The organism is Rhizobium sp. BR 362, assembly GCF_036528765.1.
In the GTDB taxonomy this organism is placed as follows: Bacteria; Pseudomonadota; Alphaproteobacteria; order Rhizobiales; family Rhizobiaceae; genus Rhizobium.
This window is the reverse complement of record NZ_JARWGH010000006.1, coordinates 357775-376262: the sequence shown is the minus strand read 5'-3', so window position 1 is coordinate 376262 and position 18488 is coordinate 357775. Positions and strand designations below refer to the sequence as shown.

The window sequence follows — 18488 nt, the reverse complement described above, 5'->3', positions numbered from 1 at the left end:
CCATGCGTTCCGCATGGACTAACAAGTTGCGCTTTGCCGACCTGGTGGTTATGGCGGGGTGGCTGCACCCGTTCCCTTTCCGAACACGGCCGTGAAACGCCCCTGCGCCCATGGTACTTCGTCTCAAGACGCGGGAGAGTAGGTCGCTGCCAGGTCTGCCAAACGCAACTTCGCCTCATCAAATCAAGGCAATCCCAATCTTCTCTGATCACAAGCGATAAACCCAAAAGGTTTATCGCTGAAACGGCCCTGAGCCGATCAAACGGGCCGCTCATGCGGCCCTTTGTGTTGGGAGCACTAGGCATTCAAACGCATAGTGCCTATATAACAAGAGACAAATCCTTCGGATTTGCTCACACACGATAAACCGCCCTGCGGTTTACGTGGTTAACGCAAGCCGCTTAGCGACTTGCTACTCGCGACAAATCCTCCGGATTTGCGCTGGACAACACGACAAACCGCTTTGCGGTTGCGTCGATGGCGCGGGGTGGAGCAGCCCGGTAGCTCGTCAGGCTCATAACCTGAAGGCCGCAGGTTCAAATCCTGCCCCCGCAACCAACCTTTCCCATCCTGGCACTCAGCCCGCTTCTCCCGGGCTTTCCTGTATTTTTCCCTGTGTAACGACCGGCATCGTTGTCCGGCGTCAGGGCTTCCGGCCGAGCCAGTAGGCGCTGGCGCGCATTACCAGATCCGGAAACAAGATTTCTCACAAATGCCATTGCGAGGAAACATTCAGACATCCTCGGCTGCCGGCAATCATCTAAAGGTCGAGGCTCTGTTCAGAGCGAGCACCGCTCAAATCGATTTCGTCATTGCTGATAAAAACATTCGTTACGGAGCCTGATTGCCGATGTTTTTCCTAAATCTGTGGCGGCGAGAACAGCTAAGGCATGTTGTCGTGACGACCTTTCATGAAAAGGGTTACCGCGACTACGGGAAAAGATGCATTGAGACCTTTCTCAAGCATTGGCCCGACGACATTACGCTTCTGATCTATGCAGAGGATGTCCATGTCGAGGAGAAAGATCGCAGGCTTCAGATCCTCGATCACATGGAAGCTCTGCCGCGCTTGCTCGAATTTCGGCAAGCATTCGCCGACAATCCGCTAGCCAACGGAATTTGTTTGTCCAGCACCAGTCTGCAACGGGATTACCGGTGGGATGCGGTCCGCTTTTCCAACAAGGTCTTCGCTGTCACCGATGCGATCCGGCGATACCGAACGACGGCTGACCAGATGATATGGCTCGACGCCGATACGCTTACCCATAGGGACGTTCCGCGAAGCCTGGTCGACAGAATTGCCCCGCGAGGGGACCAGCTTGCCGCCTACTTAAATCGTCGAATGTACCCCGAATGCGGATGGGTGGGATACAATCTGCATCATCGGGAAATATTGACCTTTGCGGACCGTTTCGAGCGCATCTACACGTCCGGGTATTTTCTGGCGATGAAAGAAAGTCACGACAGCTTTGTCTTCTGGAAGATCGCTCAACAAATGGAGCAGGACAAGGAAGCAAGTTTTAAGCTGCTGGGTTCGAACCGCGCGAAATCCCATGTCTTCATCAACAGTGTCCTTGGCGGCTACATGGATCACCTGAAGGGCGACAGGAAGGCGGCGGGCAAAAGCCGCAAAAGCGATTTGACCTGGCGAAGGCGGGAGGACTGGTGGAGGTAATCAACCGTTTCCAAAATGCTGAAGTTGCGCTTCTACGCGCAGACCCTTATCGCCACGCCACAAACGGCCTATCAAGTTTGTCGAAGCAGGCGCAGGCATGGAGAACTGTCATAGATTTCGAAACGCTCAGGGACTTAGTGGCCAGCCTACCGCCAAATGATTATGGGCTTCTGGACTACCTCTTCGCGAACATCTCTGGTATGGTAACTTAGGAGTAGTCGCGATGCCTCTGCATATCGGCCGCACATATGCTTCCATTTCATCCCAATTTCGATTTTGTTACTTCGGCTGACAGGTTTCTGCGACAAGCGCGAAAGTTTTTCTTTTGGGGGAAAAACAATGGGGAAATCTGCATCCTTCCTGACAGCCGTTCTGCGTGGGCGGCACTCTTTCTTATCGGCATACATGGTACCTTGCGCTTTGGCGTTCTGCCTATCTGCCGGCGCCGTTCATGCGCAGCAGCCCACCGATGCGCAACGCAACGCCATCCGGTCGGCGTGCCGCTCCGATTTCATCGCGCAATGTTCCGGCGTGACGCCGGGAGGCATCGAAGCGCTGACCTGCCTGCAACAGCATAGCGCAACGCTTTCTCCCGCCTGTCGGAGCGCGGTATCGGCTCTGGACACTACCAAAAAGAAGTCCAGTGCGGTCACGCCCGCCGAAACGCCCGCGACGGCGCCGGCACAGTCCGGCGCAGCCGCCGCCGGGACGCCAGCGGCCCAGCCAACGCAGGCGCAACGCAATGCGGTGAAATCGGCCTGCCGGTCTGATTTCATGGCCCAATGTTCGGGTGTGACGCCGGGCGGCTCGCAGGCGCTTGCCTGCCTGCAGCAGCACAGTGCAAGTCTTTCGCCATCCTGTCAGCAGGCGGTTGCGGCTCTCGGCGGCAGCGCTTCGGCGCCGGCAGGCGGCACACAGACGCCGGCAGGGGGTGGCGCGGCGGCGATGCCGGGTGCGCGTATGGCAATGCCGTCTTTCACGCCGCGCGAAGAATTGATCGTCCTTCGTCGGTCGTGCGGGCCGGACTTCCGCGCTTTTTGCCGTTCCGTACCGGTCGGTGGAGGCCGGGGCATTGCCTGCCTGCGGAACAATATGCAGCGGCTGTCTCCCATGTGCCAGAGGGTATTGACCAGCGGGCTATAGGTGCTGCCTCTCTCTTAGAGAGTCCTGCTTCCGGTGAATTCGCCCTTAGGCGGATGCGATGCTTGAGATCGAAAGAGTGGAACAATCTCTATGCGTTCAGTGAATGCATGGAGCGGCGGCAAATATTCTCAGGAATAATTCTCTAACGGGCGGGCAGCGGACTGGCTGCGGTCGAGGGTCTTCAGAGGTCGGATACCGACATTTCATGCGAACTTGAGCAATACGGGTCTGCGGAAACCGGCAGCCTGCACATTCGATGGATCAACGATGACCCAAACGAAAAGGTGTTGCCATGTCATCGATTTCGTACGTTCAGAAGTTCAAACAACTGCTTATTTTCGGTTCTTTCGGTGTCTGCTGCGCCTTGCCCACGGCGGCATGGGCAGATGACGCGAAAGATCTCCTGAAAGCCATGTCCGACTATCTGGCGGCGCAGAAAACGATGTCGTTTCATTATCAATCCTCGCTTGAGGCCGTGACGCCGGATTTCGAGAAGCTGCAGTTCGTCAGTTCCGGCACCGCCAGCCTCGCACGTCCCGACAAGCTCAGGATTACAAGGACAGGCGGGTTTGCCGATGTGGATGTAAGTTTCGACGGTTCGACCCTGACCGTGCATGGCAAGAACCTGGGTGCCTATGCCAAGATCGACGCCAAGGGGTCAGTGGAAGAGCTGCTCGAGCGGCTGGTGGGTGCGGGTGTCGAGGCGCCGGGCGCAGACTTGCTGTCGTCGGATGTCTACGATCTGATGATGTCGGATGTGACCGTCGCCAAACATGTTTCCAGCGCCTTCGTCGACGGGGTCGAGTGTGAATATCTCACCTTCCGAACGCCTGAAATCGACTGGCAGATCTGGATACAAACCGGAGAAAAACCAATACCGCGGCGCTACGTCATCACCAGCAAGCATATCGCGCAAGCACCGCAATACACACTGGAGATCAGCGACTTCAAGAGCGGCTCCGATGTCGCCACCATTTCCTACAATATCGATATTCCGGCCAGCGCGAAGAAGGTCGATCTCAGCGAGCTTCAGTCGCTCGATGAGCTTCCCGCGCCTACCGATGCGGGAGAAGGCAAATGAGATATCCGAGATTGTTGCTCACTGCAGGCTTGGCCGGCGCTTTCGTTTTCGCCGACGTCAATGTCGGGCCGGGCGGATTGATCCCATTATCGGTAGATTTCGCCACACCCGCCGGCGCGGTCATCGGCCGGCCCTTGACCCCGCTTTCCTATGCGGGCGTCGCCCGCAGAACGACGCGCCGCGTTGTCGTGGGAACGACGACGACGACCGTCATTGCGGTACTGCCGCCGGGCTGTGTCTACGGAGCCTATTATGGCGGCTATTATTACCGATGCGGATCCGGCTACTATGCCAAGAGCGGCGGCGCCTATGTTCGGGTTGTGGTGCCGTAGAGCGCAGCATCGGCTGACCGGACAGTCGTTCTTCAGCCGAAGCGCGACGGCGTATCGCGCCTAATAACGCCCGTCTCCCCAAAGTTTCCGTTCCCTCAATCCGCGGCTTGCGAAACCGGTTGCGTGATCGGCCGGCGTTTTCGATATTCCTCTAGTCGTTGCAACACGACATAGAACGAGGGAACGAAGAGCACGGCAAGACAGGTCGATGCGATCATGCCGCTGAAGACGGATATGCCGATCGACTTGCGCGCGGATGCGCCGGCGCCTGTCGCAAGCACGAGCGGCACGACGCCGAGGATAAAGGCGAAGGATGTCATCAGGATCGGCCTGAAGCGCAAGCGTGCCGCCTCAACCGCCGCGTCGAGAATTTCCATGCCTTGTTCGCGTTTTTCGCGCGCATATTCGACGATGAGAATAGCGTTTTTCGAGGCAAGCGCGATCAGAAGGATAAGCCCGATCTGGGTGTAGAGATTGTTGGCGACGCCGGCAGCGCTCAGCGCCCCCACCGTTCCAAGCAGGGCGAGCGGCACCGCCAGGAGCACGGCCAACGGCAGGATCCAGCTTTCATATTGGCCGGCGAGCACGAAATAGACGAGAAGCATGGCAAGGGCGAAGATGAAATAGATTTGACCGCCGACCGCCTTTTCCTGATAGGACAGCGCCGTCCATTCGAAGCCTGAGCCAGGCGATAGCGTGCGGTCGGCTATCTGTTCCATGACATCGAGCGCCTGTCCGGAACTGAAGCCATTGGCGGCTCCGCCGACGATCGTGGCGGTGGGATAGAGATTATAGAGGCTGATGAGGGACGGGCCCTGCATGCTGGTGACATCTACCACCGTGCCGAGCGGCACCATGGTGCCGTCGCCGGCCTTGACCTTCAGGTTGCGGATGTCGTCGGGGCGAATGCGGAACTCGGGAGATGCCTGCACATAGACCTGGAAGGTTCGCCCGAATTTGTTGAATTGCGTCACGTAGCTTGATCCCACGTAACCCGAGAGCGCCGAGAAAACTTGTCCGACGGTTACGCCGAGCGTCTCCGCCTTGATGCGATCGACGGAAACGGAGAGCTGCGGAACGTCCGCCCGGAAGGATGTGCTCAGCCGCTGCAGTGCCGACTGCGCATTGCCGTTCTTGACGATGGTATCGGCGAGACCCTGCAGCAGCGGAAAGTCGAAATTCCCGTTCCGGAGCTCGACCTGCATGGTGAAGCCATTGGCATTGCCGATGCCCTGGATCGGTGGAGGCACGACCACCAGCGTCTTTGCCATCAATATATTCTGCAGGGCACCGTTCAAATGCTGGTAGATCGACAGCAGGTCCTGTCCCTTTTCCTTGCCGCGGATATCCCAATCCTTCAGCACGACATAGGCGACGCCGGCGTTGGGCAAGCTCGCGCTGTTGTCGAGGATGGAAATGCCGCTGATGGTCAGCACCTGGTCGACGCCGGGGGTCTGTTGCGCAATCTTGCCGACCTGTTCCATGACCGCGTCGGTACGCTCCTTCGAGGCGCCGTCGGGAAGTTGGGCATTGACCAGCACGTAGCCCTGATCCTCGACCGGCAGGAAGGCGGTCGGCAGACGCGTGAGCCCCCACACCGCGACGCCGATCAGCGCCAGGGCAACGAGGACCGCAATGCCGCTATGATGAACCATGCCGCTGATCAGCCTGGCATAGGCATGTTCCGCCCGATCGTAGACCTTGTTGAAGCCGCGGTAGAAGAAGTTGCGCCTTTCGGGCGGCACAGGCGGGCGCAGCCAGAGCGCACATTGCGTCGGCTTGAGGGTCATTGCATTGATGGCGCTGATGAATGCGGTCGCGGCAATGACGAGTGCGAATTGCTTATAGAGCTGGCCCGTCAGACCGGGGAGGAAAGCCGCTGGGATGAAGACTGCCATCAGCACGAGCGTGATGCCGATAACGGGACCGAACAGCTCGTCCATCGCTTTTTCGGCAGCCGGTTTGCCCGGCATTCCCTGCTCGATATGACGGGCGACACCCTCCACGATGACGATGGCATCGTCGACGACGATACCGATGGCAAGAACGATGGCAAACAGCGTCGAGAGATTGACTGTAAAACCAAGCGCTGCCATCGCCGCGAAGGCGCCGATGATCGTCACGGGCACGGTCGTCGCCGGCACGAGCATTGCGCGCCAGTCCTGAAGAAAGACGAGAATGACGATGAGCACCAGGACGCCGGCCTCGATCAACGTCACGTAGACTTCGTCAATCGACGCCGTCACGAACTTGGTCGTGTCGAAGGGAACTTGATAGGCAAGGCCCGGCGGAAAGCTCTTCGAAAGTTCCGCCATTTTCGCGGCGACATCCTTCGCGACTGTGATGGCGTTTGCTTCCGGCAATTGGAAAATGCCGATACCGGCCGCGGGGTGCCCGTTCTGCATGAAGGATTGGCTGTAGGTCTGGGCGCCGAGTTCGACGCGACCGATGTCGCGGATGCGCGTGATGCGCCCGCCATTTTCCTGATCGACCTTGACGATGATGTTTTCATAGTCGACGGCGTCGTTGAGCCGCCCGCTGACATTGAGCGTGTATTGGAAATCCTGGCCGGGCGGCACCGGCGGTATGCCCACCTGACCGGCCGTCACTTCCTGACTCTGCTGCTGTACGACGTTGATGACGTCCTGCGGCGTCAGGCCGCGCGCTTGCAGGAGGTCCGGATTCATCCAGATGCGCATGGCATATTGGCCGGCGCCGAACACCGAGACATTGCCGACGCCGGGCAGGCGGGCCAATTCATTCTGCAGGTTGATCACGGCATAGTTGGAGAGGAACAGGCTGTCATACCGGCTGTCCGGCGAGGTGAGGCTGACGAATTCGAGAATGGACGTCGATTTCTTCTGTGTCGTGACGCCTTGCTGCTGAACGGCTTGCGGCAGCGAGGACATGGCTATGGCGACACGGTTCTGCACGAGGACCTGCGCCTGATCGGGATTGGTGCCGATCGCAAAGGTCACGATCAGGGAATAGGTGCCGTCGCTGGCGCTCGTCGACTGCATATAAAGCATGCTCTGCACGCCGTTGACCTGTTGTTCGATGGGCAGGGCAACCGTGTCGACGAGGGTTTTCGCGCTCGCGCCGGGATAGCGTGTCGTTACCTGTACCGTCGGCGGGACAACGTTCGGATATTGCGCGACCGGCAATTGGAAGAGCGCGACCGCGCCGACGAGGACGAAGACAAGCGCCAGAACGTTCGCGAGCACCGGCCGCTCGATGAAGAATCGCGAAATCATGCTGTCCTCCTCAGATATTGGCGTGAGAACGAAAGCGAGTTATGGCGTGTCGGACTTGGCCGTATCAGATTTTTCCGCGTCAGATTGGGTTGCGTCGGCCTTCTGCGCATCGGGTTTGGCCTCATCAATTGCGGGCGCGCCATTGTTCGACGTGCTTGCTGCTGCGACCGCGTCCAGTGCGACTTTTTCCGGCGCGACCTTGCTGCCGGGGATGGCCTGTTGAATGCCTTCCGTCACAACCCAATCGCCGGCATCAAGTCCGGATTCGATGACGCGCAGCGGCCCTTCGCGCTGGCCGGTTTTCACCAGCTTCTGCTCGACCGCCTCATCTTTTCCGACGATCAGCACGTAGCTGCCCTGCTGGTTGGTGCCGATTGCATCGTCCCGCACCAGCAGCGCCTTGTCCTCATGACCGACGGGCACGCGCACGCGGACGAAAAGACCGGGCAGAAGGGCGTGATCCTTGTTGTCGACGATGCCCCTCACGGACAGGGTTCCGGTCGAGGTATCGAGCTGCGGGGCGGCGTAATCAAGATGACCCTTGAAAGGGTAGTCGGTCTGGTCTTGCAGGCCAATTTCAAAGGGAATGGTCGGAAGGTCGGTTTGCCTGAACGTGTGACCTTCTTTGGCCATGGCCTGCTTGATCATCAGCACCTGCGGCTCGCTGACGTTGAAATTGACATAAAGCGGATCCGTCTGGACGATGGTTGCGAGCTTGGTCGGGCCGGATACGCCGACAAGAGCGCCGATATCAACGAGATGGGCAGTTACGATGCCGTCAAAGGGTGCCAGCACCTTCGTATATCCGAGATTGATCATTGCAAGATCGAGGCTCGCCTTGGCATTCAGAATGGTGGCGTTCGCTTGATCGAGCGTGGCCTTCGCACTGTCGAGGGCCGTCTGCGTCGTGACCTTCTGCTTGGTGAGATTGAGCTGCCGCTGATATTCCTGATCGGCGCCGACCTGGGATGCCTGCGCGGAGGCAAGCGTTGCTTGCGCCTGATCCACCTGGGCTTGGTAGGTATTGCTTTGGATGCCGAAGAGCTGCGTGTCCTTCTTGACCGGCATGCCGTCCCGATAATCGATCGACTCGACGAAACCCTGGACGCGCGCTTCTATATCGACGGAATTGATTGCCGCGGTATTTCCCGTCAGCTCGAAATATCGGGTGACGGCCTGCTGCAAAGGAAGCGCTATGCGCACCTTCGGCGGCGGCGGGGCGACATATGTGTTGTTGCTGCCGTCACATGCCTGAAGAGAAACCGTGCACAGGAGCACGACGCAAAATTGTAGACCTTGAGAAAATCCCCCACGCATTCCTGACACCCCCCATTACTTGCGAGTTCCAGTCCTGATGCGCACCTCGTCGGCGGCCATGCGGGCGCCGATGGATCAAGGTATGTGACACTATGAAGCGGCATTGCTGAAAATTGCAATAGCCCCGTGGCCTGCAATTAGTATGAGCCGCGCCGGAGAGGGCCGAAGCTGATCAGGCAGGCCGGCTTTTTCGGAACGTCATCATGATAAGAAGCAGGACGAAAATGATCCCCGCCGCAATCAGAACGTGGTGGTGGAGCGGCAGATGGCCGAACGCCTGCTCGATACCTTGCCCGAATAGATAGCCTATTCCAGTGAAGAGCAGCCCCCAGATCAAGGCCGCGGCAGCATTGATCAAGGCGAACTTTATCGCTGAGACGCCGGTCATCCCGATGGCGACCGGACTGATTGCCCTCAGCCCATAGATGAACCGAAAGGAGAAGATGAAGCCGGTCGGATGACGCTCCAGAAGATGCGTGACGCGTGCGAATGCCGGTTTCGCGATGATTTTCTGGACGCGCGGATAGTGCCGTGCATAGCGGCCGATGAAAAAGAGCGTCTGGTCCGCGATAAAAGAACCGGCGCAGGCCGCCGCGGCTGCGTTCCAATAGGTCATGAGGTGACGATGCGAGAACACACCGCCGAGGATCACCATGGTTTCTCCCTCGATGGCAGCCCCAAGGAAGATTGCCAGGAGGCCATATCTTGCGATCAGAAGCTCGATGGTCATATGGGTGGCCCTGGACGGGGATGAAGCGAACTTTACCGCTGAAAGATGAGCAGCACGTAGGACAGGAAAAGAACCAGGTGAACGGCACCCTGCATGACATGGGTTCGGCCGCTGGCAAAGGTGATGATACTGACGACGAGCGTCAGAACGAGCATGACAAGATCGCCGCCTTCAAGGCCTAGCGTCACCAGATGTGCATAGAGATAACTGACGGCGAGCATCGCTGGGACGGTTATCCCGATCGTCGAAAGGACCGAACCCAGGAAGATATTGATCGAACGCTGCAAGTGGTTGGCGGCAGCGGCACGCACGGCGCTGATGGCTTCCGGCGTGGCAACCAGTACGGCCATGACGACGCCGCCGAAGGCGACGGGCGCGTGCAACGTTTCGATCACGTAATCGATCGGCTTTGCCAGTTCTTCGACCAGGAACACGACCGGCCCCATATAGGCGAGCAGCAGGACGGTATGATACCATATCGCCCTTCGGCCGGGGCGAGGGTCTGGTTTGGCGGGCAGCTCGCCCTCTTCGGCAAAAAAATGATGATGGCGGCCCGCCTGAAGCATCAGGAATATGCTGTAGAGGCCGACGGAAATAATTCCGAGTACCATCTGTCTCGGTGCGGAAGGATGCGGGCCTCCGGCGCTATATAGAAAACTCGGCAAGATCAGACTTAGGGTCGCCAGCGGCACGATAAGGCCGAGATAGGCATTGGCGCCCTGCAGATTGTGGGACTGCTCCGGTCGGCGCCAGCCGCCGAACAGCAGCGACAGTCCCACCATGCCGTTGAGGATGATCATGATCACCGCAAAAAGCGTATCACGGGCAAGGGTAGGATTGTTCTCGCCATGGATCATGACGGCGGAAATGGCCATAACTTCGATCGAAGTGATGGCGAGCGTCAGGATCAATGTGCCGTACGGCTCCCCCAGTCGTTCCGCGAGATGGTCGGCATGCCGGACAACCGAAAGCGCAGAACCAAGCACGGCGGCAAAAAGGCCAAGGAAAGTTATTGCGAGCCAAATTGGATTCGACAATCGACGAAACAGGTCATCTTCGGAGCCGAGGATCACCAGGCAGGTCAGAATGCTGATCGCCAGAAACCATTCCTCGCGGCAAAGACGGGTTATTTCGCGAGGACGAAATGCCAGACTGTCCGTCATTGGACTGACGACCCTGCAGAAAATCGTAGCTGCGAAGCGATAGTCAATGCCATCATATCCCCCCAACCTGCGTCACCGGACGCCCGCAAACCGCCTGAACCGCATCGCCCGAGTGCAAAATTCTACACGGGTTTGCTGCTTTTCGCGAGATCAGCCACCGATCGCTCGATCGAGGCGCGTGCCGGTAACTGAACCGCAGAGCAAATCAGGCCTTTCGAACAGAACGTCGGAGCTTTTTATAGGCTCGGTTATGACGGCTGTCTTCTCGGCAAAAAGGGCGAAGCGTGGTGTGACGCTGCCAGGGGCTGGTGTCTTGCCAGCTTTTTCATGCGCAGCGTACCGCATTGATCGGAACTGACCTCGTGCGGTTCGGATAGTCCTGATTTACTACCCTCCGCTCCCTTCTCATATCTGAGGGAGCTTTCCCCGCTTTGCCCCGCCTCATCCGATTGGCGGGGCTTTTTCTTGGGGCGCATAGTTCGGTTATGTATATGTCGGATGATAGTGTAATAATTATTTCTGCCGTCAGATGAGGCAAAATTTCGTAAAGTTTATTTAACTATTGACGATATTTAATTATCGTTTAGCTTGAGCTTGTTTAATATTTAACGCCCGCCTGTTACCGCTTAGCAGGTGGGCGCTTTTTTGTTGCGGGAACATAGAAGTATTGTGATATTATTGCGATACTTCTTTAGGGACCTTGCCATTCCTTAGGTGGCGGGGTTTTCTTTTACTGCTTGCTGCAATTCGGTCATTCCGAGGGATTCGATAGCGAGCATTCGGTCCGCTTTTTCCAATATCTGCTGGGCTTCCCTTAAATTAAGCGTCGTCCTTGGAGAGAAAATCTAACCTGCGAAACTTTCGGGGAAAAAGTTCCTCATGGTTTGTCGTTGCCTAAATTATTAAAACGTAGATAACTATATTCAGGAAAAGATTTGATCCGGGGCAAGATTTGCGCAAGGGAGCCGCAGATGATCTTCCGCCAGCTCTTCGACAGTGTATCCGGTACCTATACTTATCTTATCGCCAGCCGGCGGGGTGGCGAGGCGCTCATAATCGATCCCGTGCTCGAGAAAGTCGACCGCTATCTTAAGCTCGTGGAGGAGCTGGACCTCAAGCTGGTCAAGGCCGTGGATACCCATTTGCATGCCGACCATATTACCGGGTTGGGTGCTCTGCGCGACCGTACCCACTGTATTACGGTGATGGGCGAGCAGACGCTTGCCGATGTCGTTTCCATGCGCGTGGCGGAAGGCGATCGCGTCGCCATCGAAGGTTTGAGCCTCGACGTGCTCTACACGCCGGGCCACACGGACGATTCCTATTCTTTCCTGATGGGCGGCCGGGTGTTCACAGGCGATACCCTCCTCATTCGTGGCACCGGACGCACCGATTTCCAGAACGGCAATCCGCTTCAGCAATACGATTCGATCTTCAACAAGCTCCTGAAATTGCCGGACGAGACGCTGGTCTATCCGGCGCACGATTATAAGGGCGACACCGTTTCCACTATCGGCGAGGAGAAGCTGTTCAATCCGCGCCTCAAGGTTCGGTCGGCAGACGAGTATGCCGACCTCATGAACAATCTGAAACTTCCAAACCCGAAGATGATGGACGTGGCGGTGCCGGCCAATGTGCATGTCGGTTTTCATCAGGATGAGATCGCGCGCAAGGGCTGGGCCGTCTCGGCGGCCGAGGCATTGGCGTTGCGCGGCCGTCCGGATATCGCAATCGTCGATCTGCGCGAGAAGGGCGAGCGGGAAAAGCATGGAACGATCCCCGGCTCGCTGCACGCACCCTATCCGGATTTGCTGGAAAACATCAGCGCGGGCGGCATGCTGCATGAATTGGCGGCAGCCACCGGCAAGCGGATCGTGTTTTATTGCGCCTTCGGCGAGCGCTCTGCGATGGCCGTGCAAGCGGCGCAGGACGCCGGCCTGACAACCGCGTGCCATATCGAGGGCGGCATCGCCGCCTGGAAGAAGGCCAACGGGCCGATGGCCACGCCGTAAGGCAGAAGGAGCAGGCCGGCTCCTAAATCAGCCGCTGCCTCACGTCATCTCATCCTCAAGGGTACCGATCTTCTCTCCGATAACGCCGGGATCACGAAGAGTTTCGTTATCAATCTCCGGGGTATGGCCTATCTAGGTTGCAGCGTCGGGCCAAAGAAACCTCTGGGATTCAGGAGAGCAATTTTATGAGACATATCGGCAGCATGGTGCAAAAGGCAGCGTTCGGCCTTGGCTTCATTGCCTTGAGCGCGGCCATCGGTCCCTTCGGCCCGACGCCGGCTTTCGCCCAGACCATCATCGACGACTGGCAGAAGGTGAAGCCGCCGGCGGCGCCGGAATTGAAGCCGGTGACGGTGGATGCGAAGACGACGGCGTTGCTGCTCCTCGATTTCAACGGCGCGCAGGACCCGACCAAGGGGCCGTGCAACAAGAATACCAAGCCGCGTTGCCTCGCCTCCGTGCCGAAGGTCAAGGCGATGCTCGACGAGGCCCGCGCCAAGGGCGTGTTCGTGATCTATAGTCTGGCCGGTGTGGGCGAACCTCAGGATATCGCCACGGACCTTGCGCCGCTGGCAAGCGACCCGATCGTCAAGTCCGGCCCGGACAAGTTCATCGGCACCAATCTTCGCAACATACTCGCGGACAAGGGCATCAAGACCGTGATCGTCACCGGCACGGCGTCCGAGGGCGCGGTTCTCGATACGGCAACCGATGCGGCGCTGAACGGGATGGACGTCATCCTTCCCGTCGATGGCATGTCGTCTACCGAGCTCTATGGCGAGCAATATGTCGCCTGGCACATGGTCAATGCGCCGGGCGTTTCACGGAAGACGACGCTGACAAGGATCGACATGATCAAGTTTTGAGAGCCAGCTTTTTCCTTGCGAAAAGGGAAGGCAACGTCAGGCCAGCGTCTCTTGGAAGAGATTCAACAACCGCTTCCAATGCCGTTCGGCCCCGGTCTCGTCGTAGACGCCGTGGTCGGGAACGGTCCAGCCATGCGCCATGCCGATATAGTTCTCGATCATATGATCCACACCGCCTATGCGCAGCGCTTCGGCGAGACGGGCGGATTGCTCCGGCGGGAAGCTGTTGTCGACACCGGCAACGCCGATATAGACGCGGCCCTTGATATCGGCGGCCAGACGATGCGGGCTATCCTCAGCGTTGCTGGCAAGATTGCCGCCGTGGAAGGTGGCTGCGGCTGCGATGCGGTCGGAATAGGTGGCCGCTGCCGTCAATGCGCGGGCGCCGCCCATGCAATAACCGACGGTGCCGACCGGGCCGGTGGCGCCGGCTGCCGTCAGCGCATCGAGGAAAGCGGCGCTGTCGCGCTTGGTCATCTCCTGCGACGTGCCGCGCACCATGGCCATGATCCTTTCCCGGGCGGCCGGGTCGCCAAAGGACGTGCCGCTGAATGGACCATAGGCGCCGAAGCGATAGAACACGTCGGGCAAAAGCACGATATAGCCGGCATCGGCAAGCCGCTGCGCCATATCGTAAAGCGCTTGGCGCGGACCCATGGCGTCCATATAGAAAATGACGCCACGTTTGGCGGAGGCGCCATTGTCGGGGCGGAAGATGGCGGCTTTCGCGACGCCGTCGGCAGCATTGATTTCGATATCCTGTTTCATCATCAAATTCCTTGCGATCTGGTTTGAGTGTTCGCTTCCCCGGAACGGCACTTTGGCAAATGGCCGGAAAGCGCTCAATGGCCTTTTGCTTTCAAAGGGATGCGGCGGGTCGATCGGCGATCAACATCTCTTGAGTTTCCGCTTGCGCCGTCCGTGGAATAGTATTTGAAGCGACGGCGTCGATGCGCGGGGCCGATGGAGGATGCGTTCCCATGTCTTTTCGCCAGATCGTTCCAAGCCTTGCGCTGGTCTTTTCTCTCGTCTCGACACTCGCCTTTGCTGCATCGCCGGAGCAAGGCCGCCCTGCCGGCGGCGGAGGTGGCAGCGGCGTTCTTTCCCTGTTACCGGCCGATGCGGTCAGCGACCATGTGCTGAATGCCGATGGCAAGAGTATTTCCTATACGGCGACAGCGGGCACGCTCGATCTCTTCGGCCAGGACGGCGAGCGCACCGCGGCGATCTTCTATACCGCCTATGTTGCCAAGAACCGCGATGCCGACAGGCCGATCACCTTCGTCTTCAATGGCGGTCCGGGCGCTGCATCTGCCTTTCTCAGTCTCGGTTTGGTCGGACCGCGCATTCTTGATTTCGGCCCCAGCGGGCGCGACGGTGCCAATGCCAGGCTGGTCGACAATCCCCATAGCTGGCTGAACTTCACCGATCTCGTCCTGATCGATCCAATCGGCACCGGCTGGAGCCGAACGGTCAAGCCGGACGACGCCAACCAGTTCTACTCTACGCGGGCAGATGCCGAGAGCCTTGCGAAGGTGATTGCGCTTTATGTCGCCCACAACGGACGCGCTGCCTCGCCGAAATATATTCTCGGCGAAAGCTATGGCGGGCTGCGCGCGGCAAAAGTCGCCACCAGCCTGCGGCAGGATCAGGGTATTCTGATCTCCGGCATCGTCATGCTGTCGCCGCTGATCGAAGGGCGGCTTGTGTTCGGAGCGAACGATTTGGCGCTTGGTGCGGCATTCGAATTGCCGTCGCTGGCTGCCGCCGAGTTGGAGCGGAAAAATGCCTTCAGCGAGCAGGGGGTCGCCGACGCCGAAAAATTCGCACTGAACGAATATCTGCCCACGCTCGCAGGTCCGCCCCCGACCGGCGATGCCGGTCGCGCTTTCTACGAGCGTGTTGGCAAGCTGACCGGCATTCCCGAGGATGTCGTCGCCAAGAACCAGGGCTTTCTCGGCGGGGTGTATCAGAAACATTCCGATGGTGACGGCGCCGATATCGTCAGTGCCTACGACGCTTCATTCCTGGCGCCGGATCCCTATCCCGAATCGGCGTCCGGCCGCAGTGACGACCCGATCCTCGATGGCTTCGTTCGCGCCTATGGCGGCGCCTTTTCGAGCTATGCACGCGACGAGCTCGGCTTTCATACCGACATGACCTACAATCTGCTGTCGAGTTCGGTGAATGAGCATTGGAACTGGGGCGGCCGGAACGGCGGTTCGCGTCTGCATGCAAGCGGGACGGACGACATCAAGGAGATGCTGACCCTCGTCCCGTCATTCCGGCTCTTGGTGGCGCAGGGCTATAGCGACCTCATCGTGCCGTTTGGCGTCAACAAATACGTGCTCGATCATCTGCCGCCGGCCTTTGCCGAGCGCGTGGCGTTGAAGCTCTATCGCGGTGGGCACATGTTCTACACACGGCCCACATCGCGCGATCAATTCAGCGTAGATGCCAAGACATTCTTCACGGCGCCGCCCGCGACGATATCTCCGGCGCAGTCCAACTGATTAATCGTGCTGTAGCTGAAACAGATGCTTGATGCGCGAGGTCAGGGAGCCGATTGGTGCGCCGTTGACCAATATGTCGCTGGTGCTGAAGAGATGGCGTTCGGCTTCGATGCGCTTCGACATGATGGCCCCCAGCTCTTCGGCGATGGAAGGCCGGTCGTGCAGCAGCGGCGCCAGGCAGTCTTCGCCGATCTCGTAGGTCACCACGAAGGTCAGCGCCTGGATGGTGCCGACTTCGCCAGCCCCCATCAGTAGACCGCTTTCACCGAAATAGTCGCCGGGAGCAAGCCGCGTCAATTCGATCTGCCGCTGTGCTTCCCTGCGGGTAACGCTGACGACGCCGGAGCGCACGATGGTCAGCGAGCGCAGCCGCGAATCCTGTTCGGCGATAACGGCATCCTTGTGATAGGTGCGGCGCTGCATACGGGACGCCAGATGCTCCTTTTCATCCTCGGTGAGCGACGAAAACAGCGGAATATTGTTGAGCAGCCGCCACGGCGTACCAGGATGCTGGGCGGCACTCGCCGTCTCGGCCTGGGATTCCGACGGCATGGTGATGGCGTCGGGCGGGCCTGCGAGCTTCAGCCCACCTGCTTTGGAATGGCGATAGATGAGGTCGTTGATCTCGTTCTTGGCGGCCGTCATCTGCGATATGTCACGGATGCGGAAATTGAGCTGCAATTCGATGGCCTGTCCGTCGATCGAATTGATCATCACGCTGGGCTCGGGCGTCTTCTGGATCGTGTTGCAACTGATCAGCACGTTGCGCATGACATCGGCGATGACTTTCGGCTGCGTGGTCGGCTGGACGCGGACGGTGATGGTGACGCCGTGACTTTCGTCGGGGCTGGAGAGATTGGTGATCCGGCTTTTGGCAAGGGCGCTGTTCGGGATGACGACGAGGTCGTTGGTGCCGCTCAGCAGATGCGTCGCCCGCCAGTTCGTCTCGACGACACGGCCCTGGACATCGTTGTCGAGCACCACCCAATCGCCGACGGAATAGGGCCTGCCGAGATTGAGCGCGATGCCGGAGAAGACGTCGCTGAGCGTGCTCTGCAGCGCAAGACCGAGAATGATGGCGAAAACACCCGAGGTCGCGATCAGCGTTCCTACGGGCACGCTGAAGACATCGGCGACTACGGAGAGGACGGCGCCGAGATAGATGACGCCCACGACCAGATCCTGCAGCAGCCGGGCTTCGCGTGGCTTGCGCTCGAAGATCAGGAACAGGCGCACGAAGGCGACCAGCACCCAGGCACCGTTGATCCACCAGACGATCTTGGCAAAGCCCGTGAAGACACGCAGCGTCACCGTGTCCTGCGGCTGCGGGGGCGTCGGCTCGTAGGGTACGATGCCGTGATAGAGCAGCAGCCCGGTCAGGCCAACGAAAAACGCGACCTGTCCGATCAGCCGACCGGCACGCCGGTGGCGAAGCAGGAAGCGGCTGACGAATGTGCCAATGACGACCAAGATGCAGAACTGGACGATCGGATCGGCGAGGAGCGCAATGGACATGAGAACTTGGCCGCGTTCAGTCTTTCGGATGGTCGGTAAATTGGCATGAACTCAGCCGCAACACCATACGCTTAAGTCCGGGCTTTCCTTAGCGCATCCGAAATCTCGTCGCGGGCAACGCCGATCAGGCGCTCCATGGCGCTGCGGGCGTCGTCCGGGCGGCGCATGCGGATGGCTTCCAAGACATCCTGGTGCATGGCGATCGCCTGCTCATGCGACGGACTGGCGCGGTTGGTCAGGCGGAAGCTGGCGAGCAATGCGGCGCGAATGGCGGTGGCGAATTGCAGATAGACCCAGTTGCCGCTGGCGCGGATGATCGCGGTGTGAAATTCGAGATCCGCCCGGCTCCAGGCCTCGCTGTCGCGGGCATTGGCCTCCACCATCTCCTCGAAGGCTTTCGATATGCGGAAGAGATGGCGAGCATTGGCATTGGCGGCTGCCTGGGCCGCGGCGGCCGGTTCCAACAATTGACGGGCTTCGATCAGCGAGGCGTGAAAACGCTCGTCATTGCCGAGCCGCAGGGTGGCGTCGAGCACGAGCGGATCGAGATAGTTCCAGTTCTCTCGCGGCAGAACGGTGGTGCCGGCTCGGGTGCGCGAACGGATCATGCCGAGGGCTGATAAATATTGCATGGCTTCGCGCAGACTGGTGCGGCTGACGCCGAATTGCTCGGTCAGTTCCGCCTCATTCGGCAGCGTCGACCCCTCCGCCATTTCTCCGGAAATAATCTTGTCGATGAAGCGTTGCAGCAATGCTTCGCGCACGCTGCGCTTGCCGCCCTCCGAAAGACCCGGCATCGCCGTGGTCAATTTTTCCCGCGTTTTGCCGCTGCCCACGCCGTTTCTCCGGTTTCCTTCGCGATCACCAAGCGCGGCGATCCCGTGCGG

The 18488-nt window shown here is 59.0% G+C and carries 13 protein-coding genes, 1 tRNA gene, 1 rRNA gene and 1 pseudogene; 9 read left to right on the top strand and 7 right to left on the bottom strand.

What is annotated here, in order from left to right; translation table 11 throughout:
* The first annotated feature begins 40 nt into the window (after positions 1 to 40).
* From rrf to QDY28_RS12205, 6 genes are all read left to right on the top strand, one after another.
* A 5S ribosomal RNA gene (rrf, locus tag QDY28_RS12230) occupies positions 41 to 155 on the top strand.
* Between the two features lie 326 nt (positions 156 to 481).
* Positions 482 to 558, top strand: a tRNA-Met gene (locus QDY28_RS12225).
* Positions 559 to 898: 340 nt separating this feature from the next.
* Positions 899 to 1675: a hypothetical protein gene (locus QDY28_RS12220; RefSeq protein WP_331381933.1), complete on the top strand. Its 777-nt coding sequence runs from the start codon at positions 899 to 901 to the stop codon at positions 1673 to 1675.
* 339 nt (positions 1676 to 2014) lie between these two features.
* Positions 2015 to 2818 carry a cysteine rich repeat-containing protein gene (locus tag QDY28_RS12215; RefSeq protein WP_331381932.1) on the top strand — a complete coding sequence of 268 codons (804 nt, stop codon included), beginning with the start codon at positions 2015 to 2017 and terminating at the stop codon, positions 2816 to 2818.
* A 292-nt stretch (positions 2819 to 3110) separates the two neighbouring features.
* Entirely contained in the window at positions 3111 to 3899 is a 789-nt protein-coding gene (locus QDY28_RS12210) for a DUF2092 domain-containing protein (protein WP_331381931.1), read from the top strand.
* The gene (locus QDY28_RS12205; RefSeq protein WP_331381930.1) at positions 3896 to 4231 is read left to right on the top strand and encodes a hypothetical protein; all 336 of its coding nucleotides are present in this window, start codon (positions 3896 to 3898) and stop codon (positions 4229 to 4231) included. Before QDY28_RS12210 ends, QDY28_RS12205 begins: the two co-directional genes overlap by 4 nt.
* Before the next feature lie 95 nt (positions 4232 to 4326).
* On the opposite strand, the gene QDY28_RS12200 is transcribed toward QDY28_RS12205, so the two are convergent.
* The 4 genes and pseudogenes from QDY28_RS12200 to QDY28_RS12185 form a co-directional block, all read right to left on the bottom strand.
* Positions 4327 to 7485: an efflux RND transporter permease subunit gene (locus QDY28_RS12200; RefSeq protein ID WP_331381929.1), complete on the bottom strand. Its 3159-nt coding sequence runs from the start codon at positions 7483 to 7485 to the stop codon at positions 4327 to 4329.
* 153 nt (positions 7486 to 7638) lie between these two features.
* Positions 7639 to 8802, bottom strand: a pseudogene (locus QDY28_RS12195) (efflux RND transporter periplasmic adaptor subunit); the annotation flags it as partial.
* Between the two features lie 172 nt (positions 8803 to 8974).
* Positions 8975 to 9532 (bottom strand): DedA family protein, encoded by a 558-nt coding sequence (locus QDY28_RS12190; protein ID WP_331381928.1) that lies wholly within the window; start codon positions 9530 to 9532, stop codon positions 8975 to 8977.
* A gap of 32 nt (positions 9533 to 9564) precedes the next feature.
* Positions 9565 to 10695 carry a calcium:proton antiporter gene (locus QDY28_RS12185; RefSeq protein WP_331381927.1) on the bottom strand — a complete coding sequence of 377 codons (1131 nt, stop codon included), beginning with the start codon at positions 10693 to 10695 and terminating at the stop codon, positions 9565 to 9567.
* A gap of 971 nt (positions 10696 to 11666) precedes the next feature.
* On the opposite strand from QDY28_RS12185, the gene QDY28_RS12180 reads away from it, so the two are divergent.
* Both QDY28_RS12180 and QDY28_RS12175 read left to right on the top strand, forming a co-directional pair.
* Positions 11667 to 12707 (top strand): MBL fold metallo-hydrolase, encoded by a 1041-nt coding sequence (locus QDY28_RS12180; RefSeq protein ID WP_331381926.1) that lies wholly within the window; start codon positions 11667 to 11669, stop codon positions 12705 to 12707.
* A 185-nt stretch (positions 12708 to 12892) separates the two neighbouring features.
* Positions 12893 to 13573: a cysteine hydrolase family protein gene (locus QDY28_RS12175; RefSeq protein ID WP_331381925.1), complete on the top strand. Its 681-nt coding sequence runs from the start codon at positions 12893 to 12895 to the stop codon at positions 13571 to 13573.
* Between the two features lie 36 nt (positions 13574 to 13609).
* On the opposite strand, the gene QDY28_RS12170 is transcribed toward QDY28_RS12175, so the two are convergent.
* Positions 13610 to 14341 carry a dienelactone hydrolase family protein gene (locus QDY28_RS12170; protein ID WP_331381924.1) on the bottom strand — a complete coding sequence of 244 codons (732 nt, stop codon included), beginning with the start codon at positions 14339 to 14341 and terminating at the stop codon, positions 13610 to 13612.
* A 212-nt stretch (positions 14342 to 14553) separates the two neighbouring features.
* Here QDY28_RS12170 and QDY28_RS12165 point away from each other — a divergent pair, with 212 nt between their 5' ends.
* Positions 14554 to 16086 (top strand): S10 family peptidase, encoded by a 1533-nt coding sequence (locus QDY28_RS12165; RefSeq protein ID WP_331381923.1) that lies wholly within the window; start codon positions 14554 to 14556, stop codon positions 16084 to 16086.
* Here the strand turns inward: QDY28_RS12165 and QDY28_RS12160 are convergent, their stop codons facing one another.
* A complete protein-coding gene (locus QDY28_RS12160; protein WP_331381922.1) occupies positions 16087 to 17601 on the bottom strand; it encodes a mechanosensitive ion channel family protein in 1515 nt (504 codons plus the stop codon).
* A gap of 71 nt (positions 17602 to 17672) precedes the next feature.
* Positions 17673 to 18398: a FadR/GntR family transcriptional regulator gene (locus QDY28_RS12155; protein ID WP_331381952.1), complete on the bottom strand. Its 726-nt coding sequence runs from the start codon at positions 18396 to 18398 to the stop codon at positions 17673 to 17675.
* Positions 18399 to 18488 lie beyond the last annotated feature (90 nt).

Bases quoted from the DNA above. Each gene is read 5' to 3' on its own strand.
- QDY28_RS12215 (WP_331381932.1), top strand. From the start codon at position 2,015: ATGGGGAAATCTGCATCCTTCCTGACAGCCGTTCTGCGTGGGCGGCAC.
- QDY28_RS12210 (WP_331381931.1), top strand. From the start codon at position 3,111: ATGTCATCGATTTCGTACGTTCAGAAGTTCAAACAACTGCTTATTTTC.
- QDY28_RS12205 (WP_331381930.1), top strand. From the start codon at position 3,896: ATGAGATATCCGAGATTGTTGCTCACTGCAGGCTTGGCCGGCGCTTTC.
- QDY28_RS12200 (WP_331381929.1), bottom strand. From the start codon at position 7,485: ATGATTTCGCGATTCTTCATCGAGCGGCCGGTGCTCGCGAACGTTCTG.
- QDY28_RS12190 (WP_331381928.1), bottom strand. From the start codon at position 9,532: ATGACCATCGAGCTTCTGATCGCAAGATATGGCCTCCTGGCAATCTTC.
- QDY28_RS12185 (WP_331381927.1), bottom strand. From the start codon at position 10,695: ATGACGGACAGTCTGGCATTTCGTCCTCGCGAAATAACCCGTCTTTGC.
- QDY28_RS12180 (WP_331381926.1), top strand. From the start codon at position 11,667: ATGATCTTCCGCCAGCTCTTCGACAGTGTATCCGGTACCTATACTTAT.
- QDY28_RS12175 (WP_331381925.1), top strand. From the start codon at position 12,893: ATGAGACATATCGGCAGCATGGTGCAAAAGGCAGCGTTCGGCCTTGGC.
- QDY28_RS12170 (WP_331381924.1), bottom strand. From the start codon at position 14,341: ATGAAACAGGATATCGAAATCAATGCTGCCGACGGCGTCGCGAAAGCC.
- QDY28_RS12165 (WP_331381923.1), top strand. From the start codon at position 14,554: ATGTCTTTTCGCCAGATCGTTCCAAGCCTTGCGCTGGTCTTTTCTCTC.
- QDY28_RS12160 (WP_331381922.1), bottom strand. From the start codon at position 17,601: ATGTCCATTGCGCTCCTCGCCGATCCGATCGTCCAGTTCTGCATCTTG.
- QDY28_RS12155 (WP_331381952.1), bottom strand. From the start codon at position 18,398: ATGCCGGGTCTTTCGGAGGGCGGCAAGCGCAGCGTGCGCGAAGCATTG.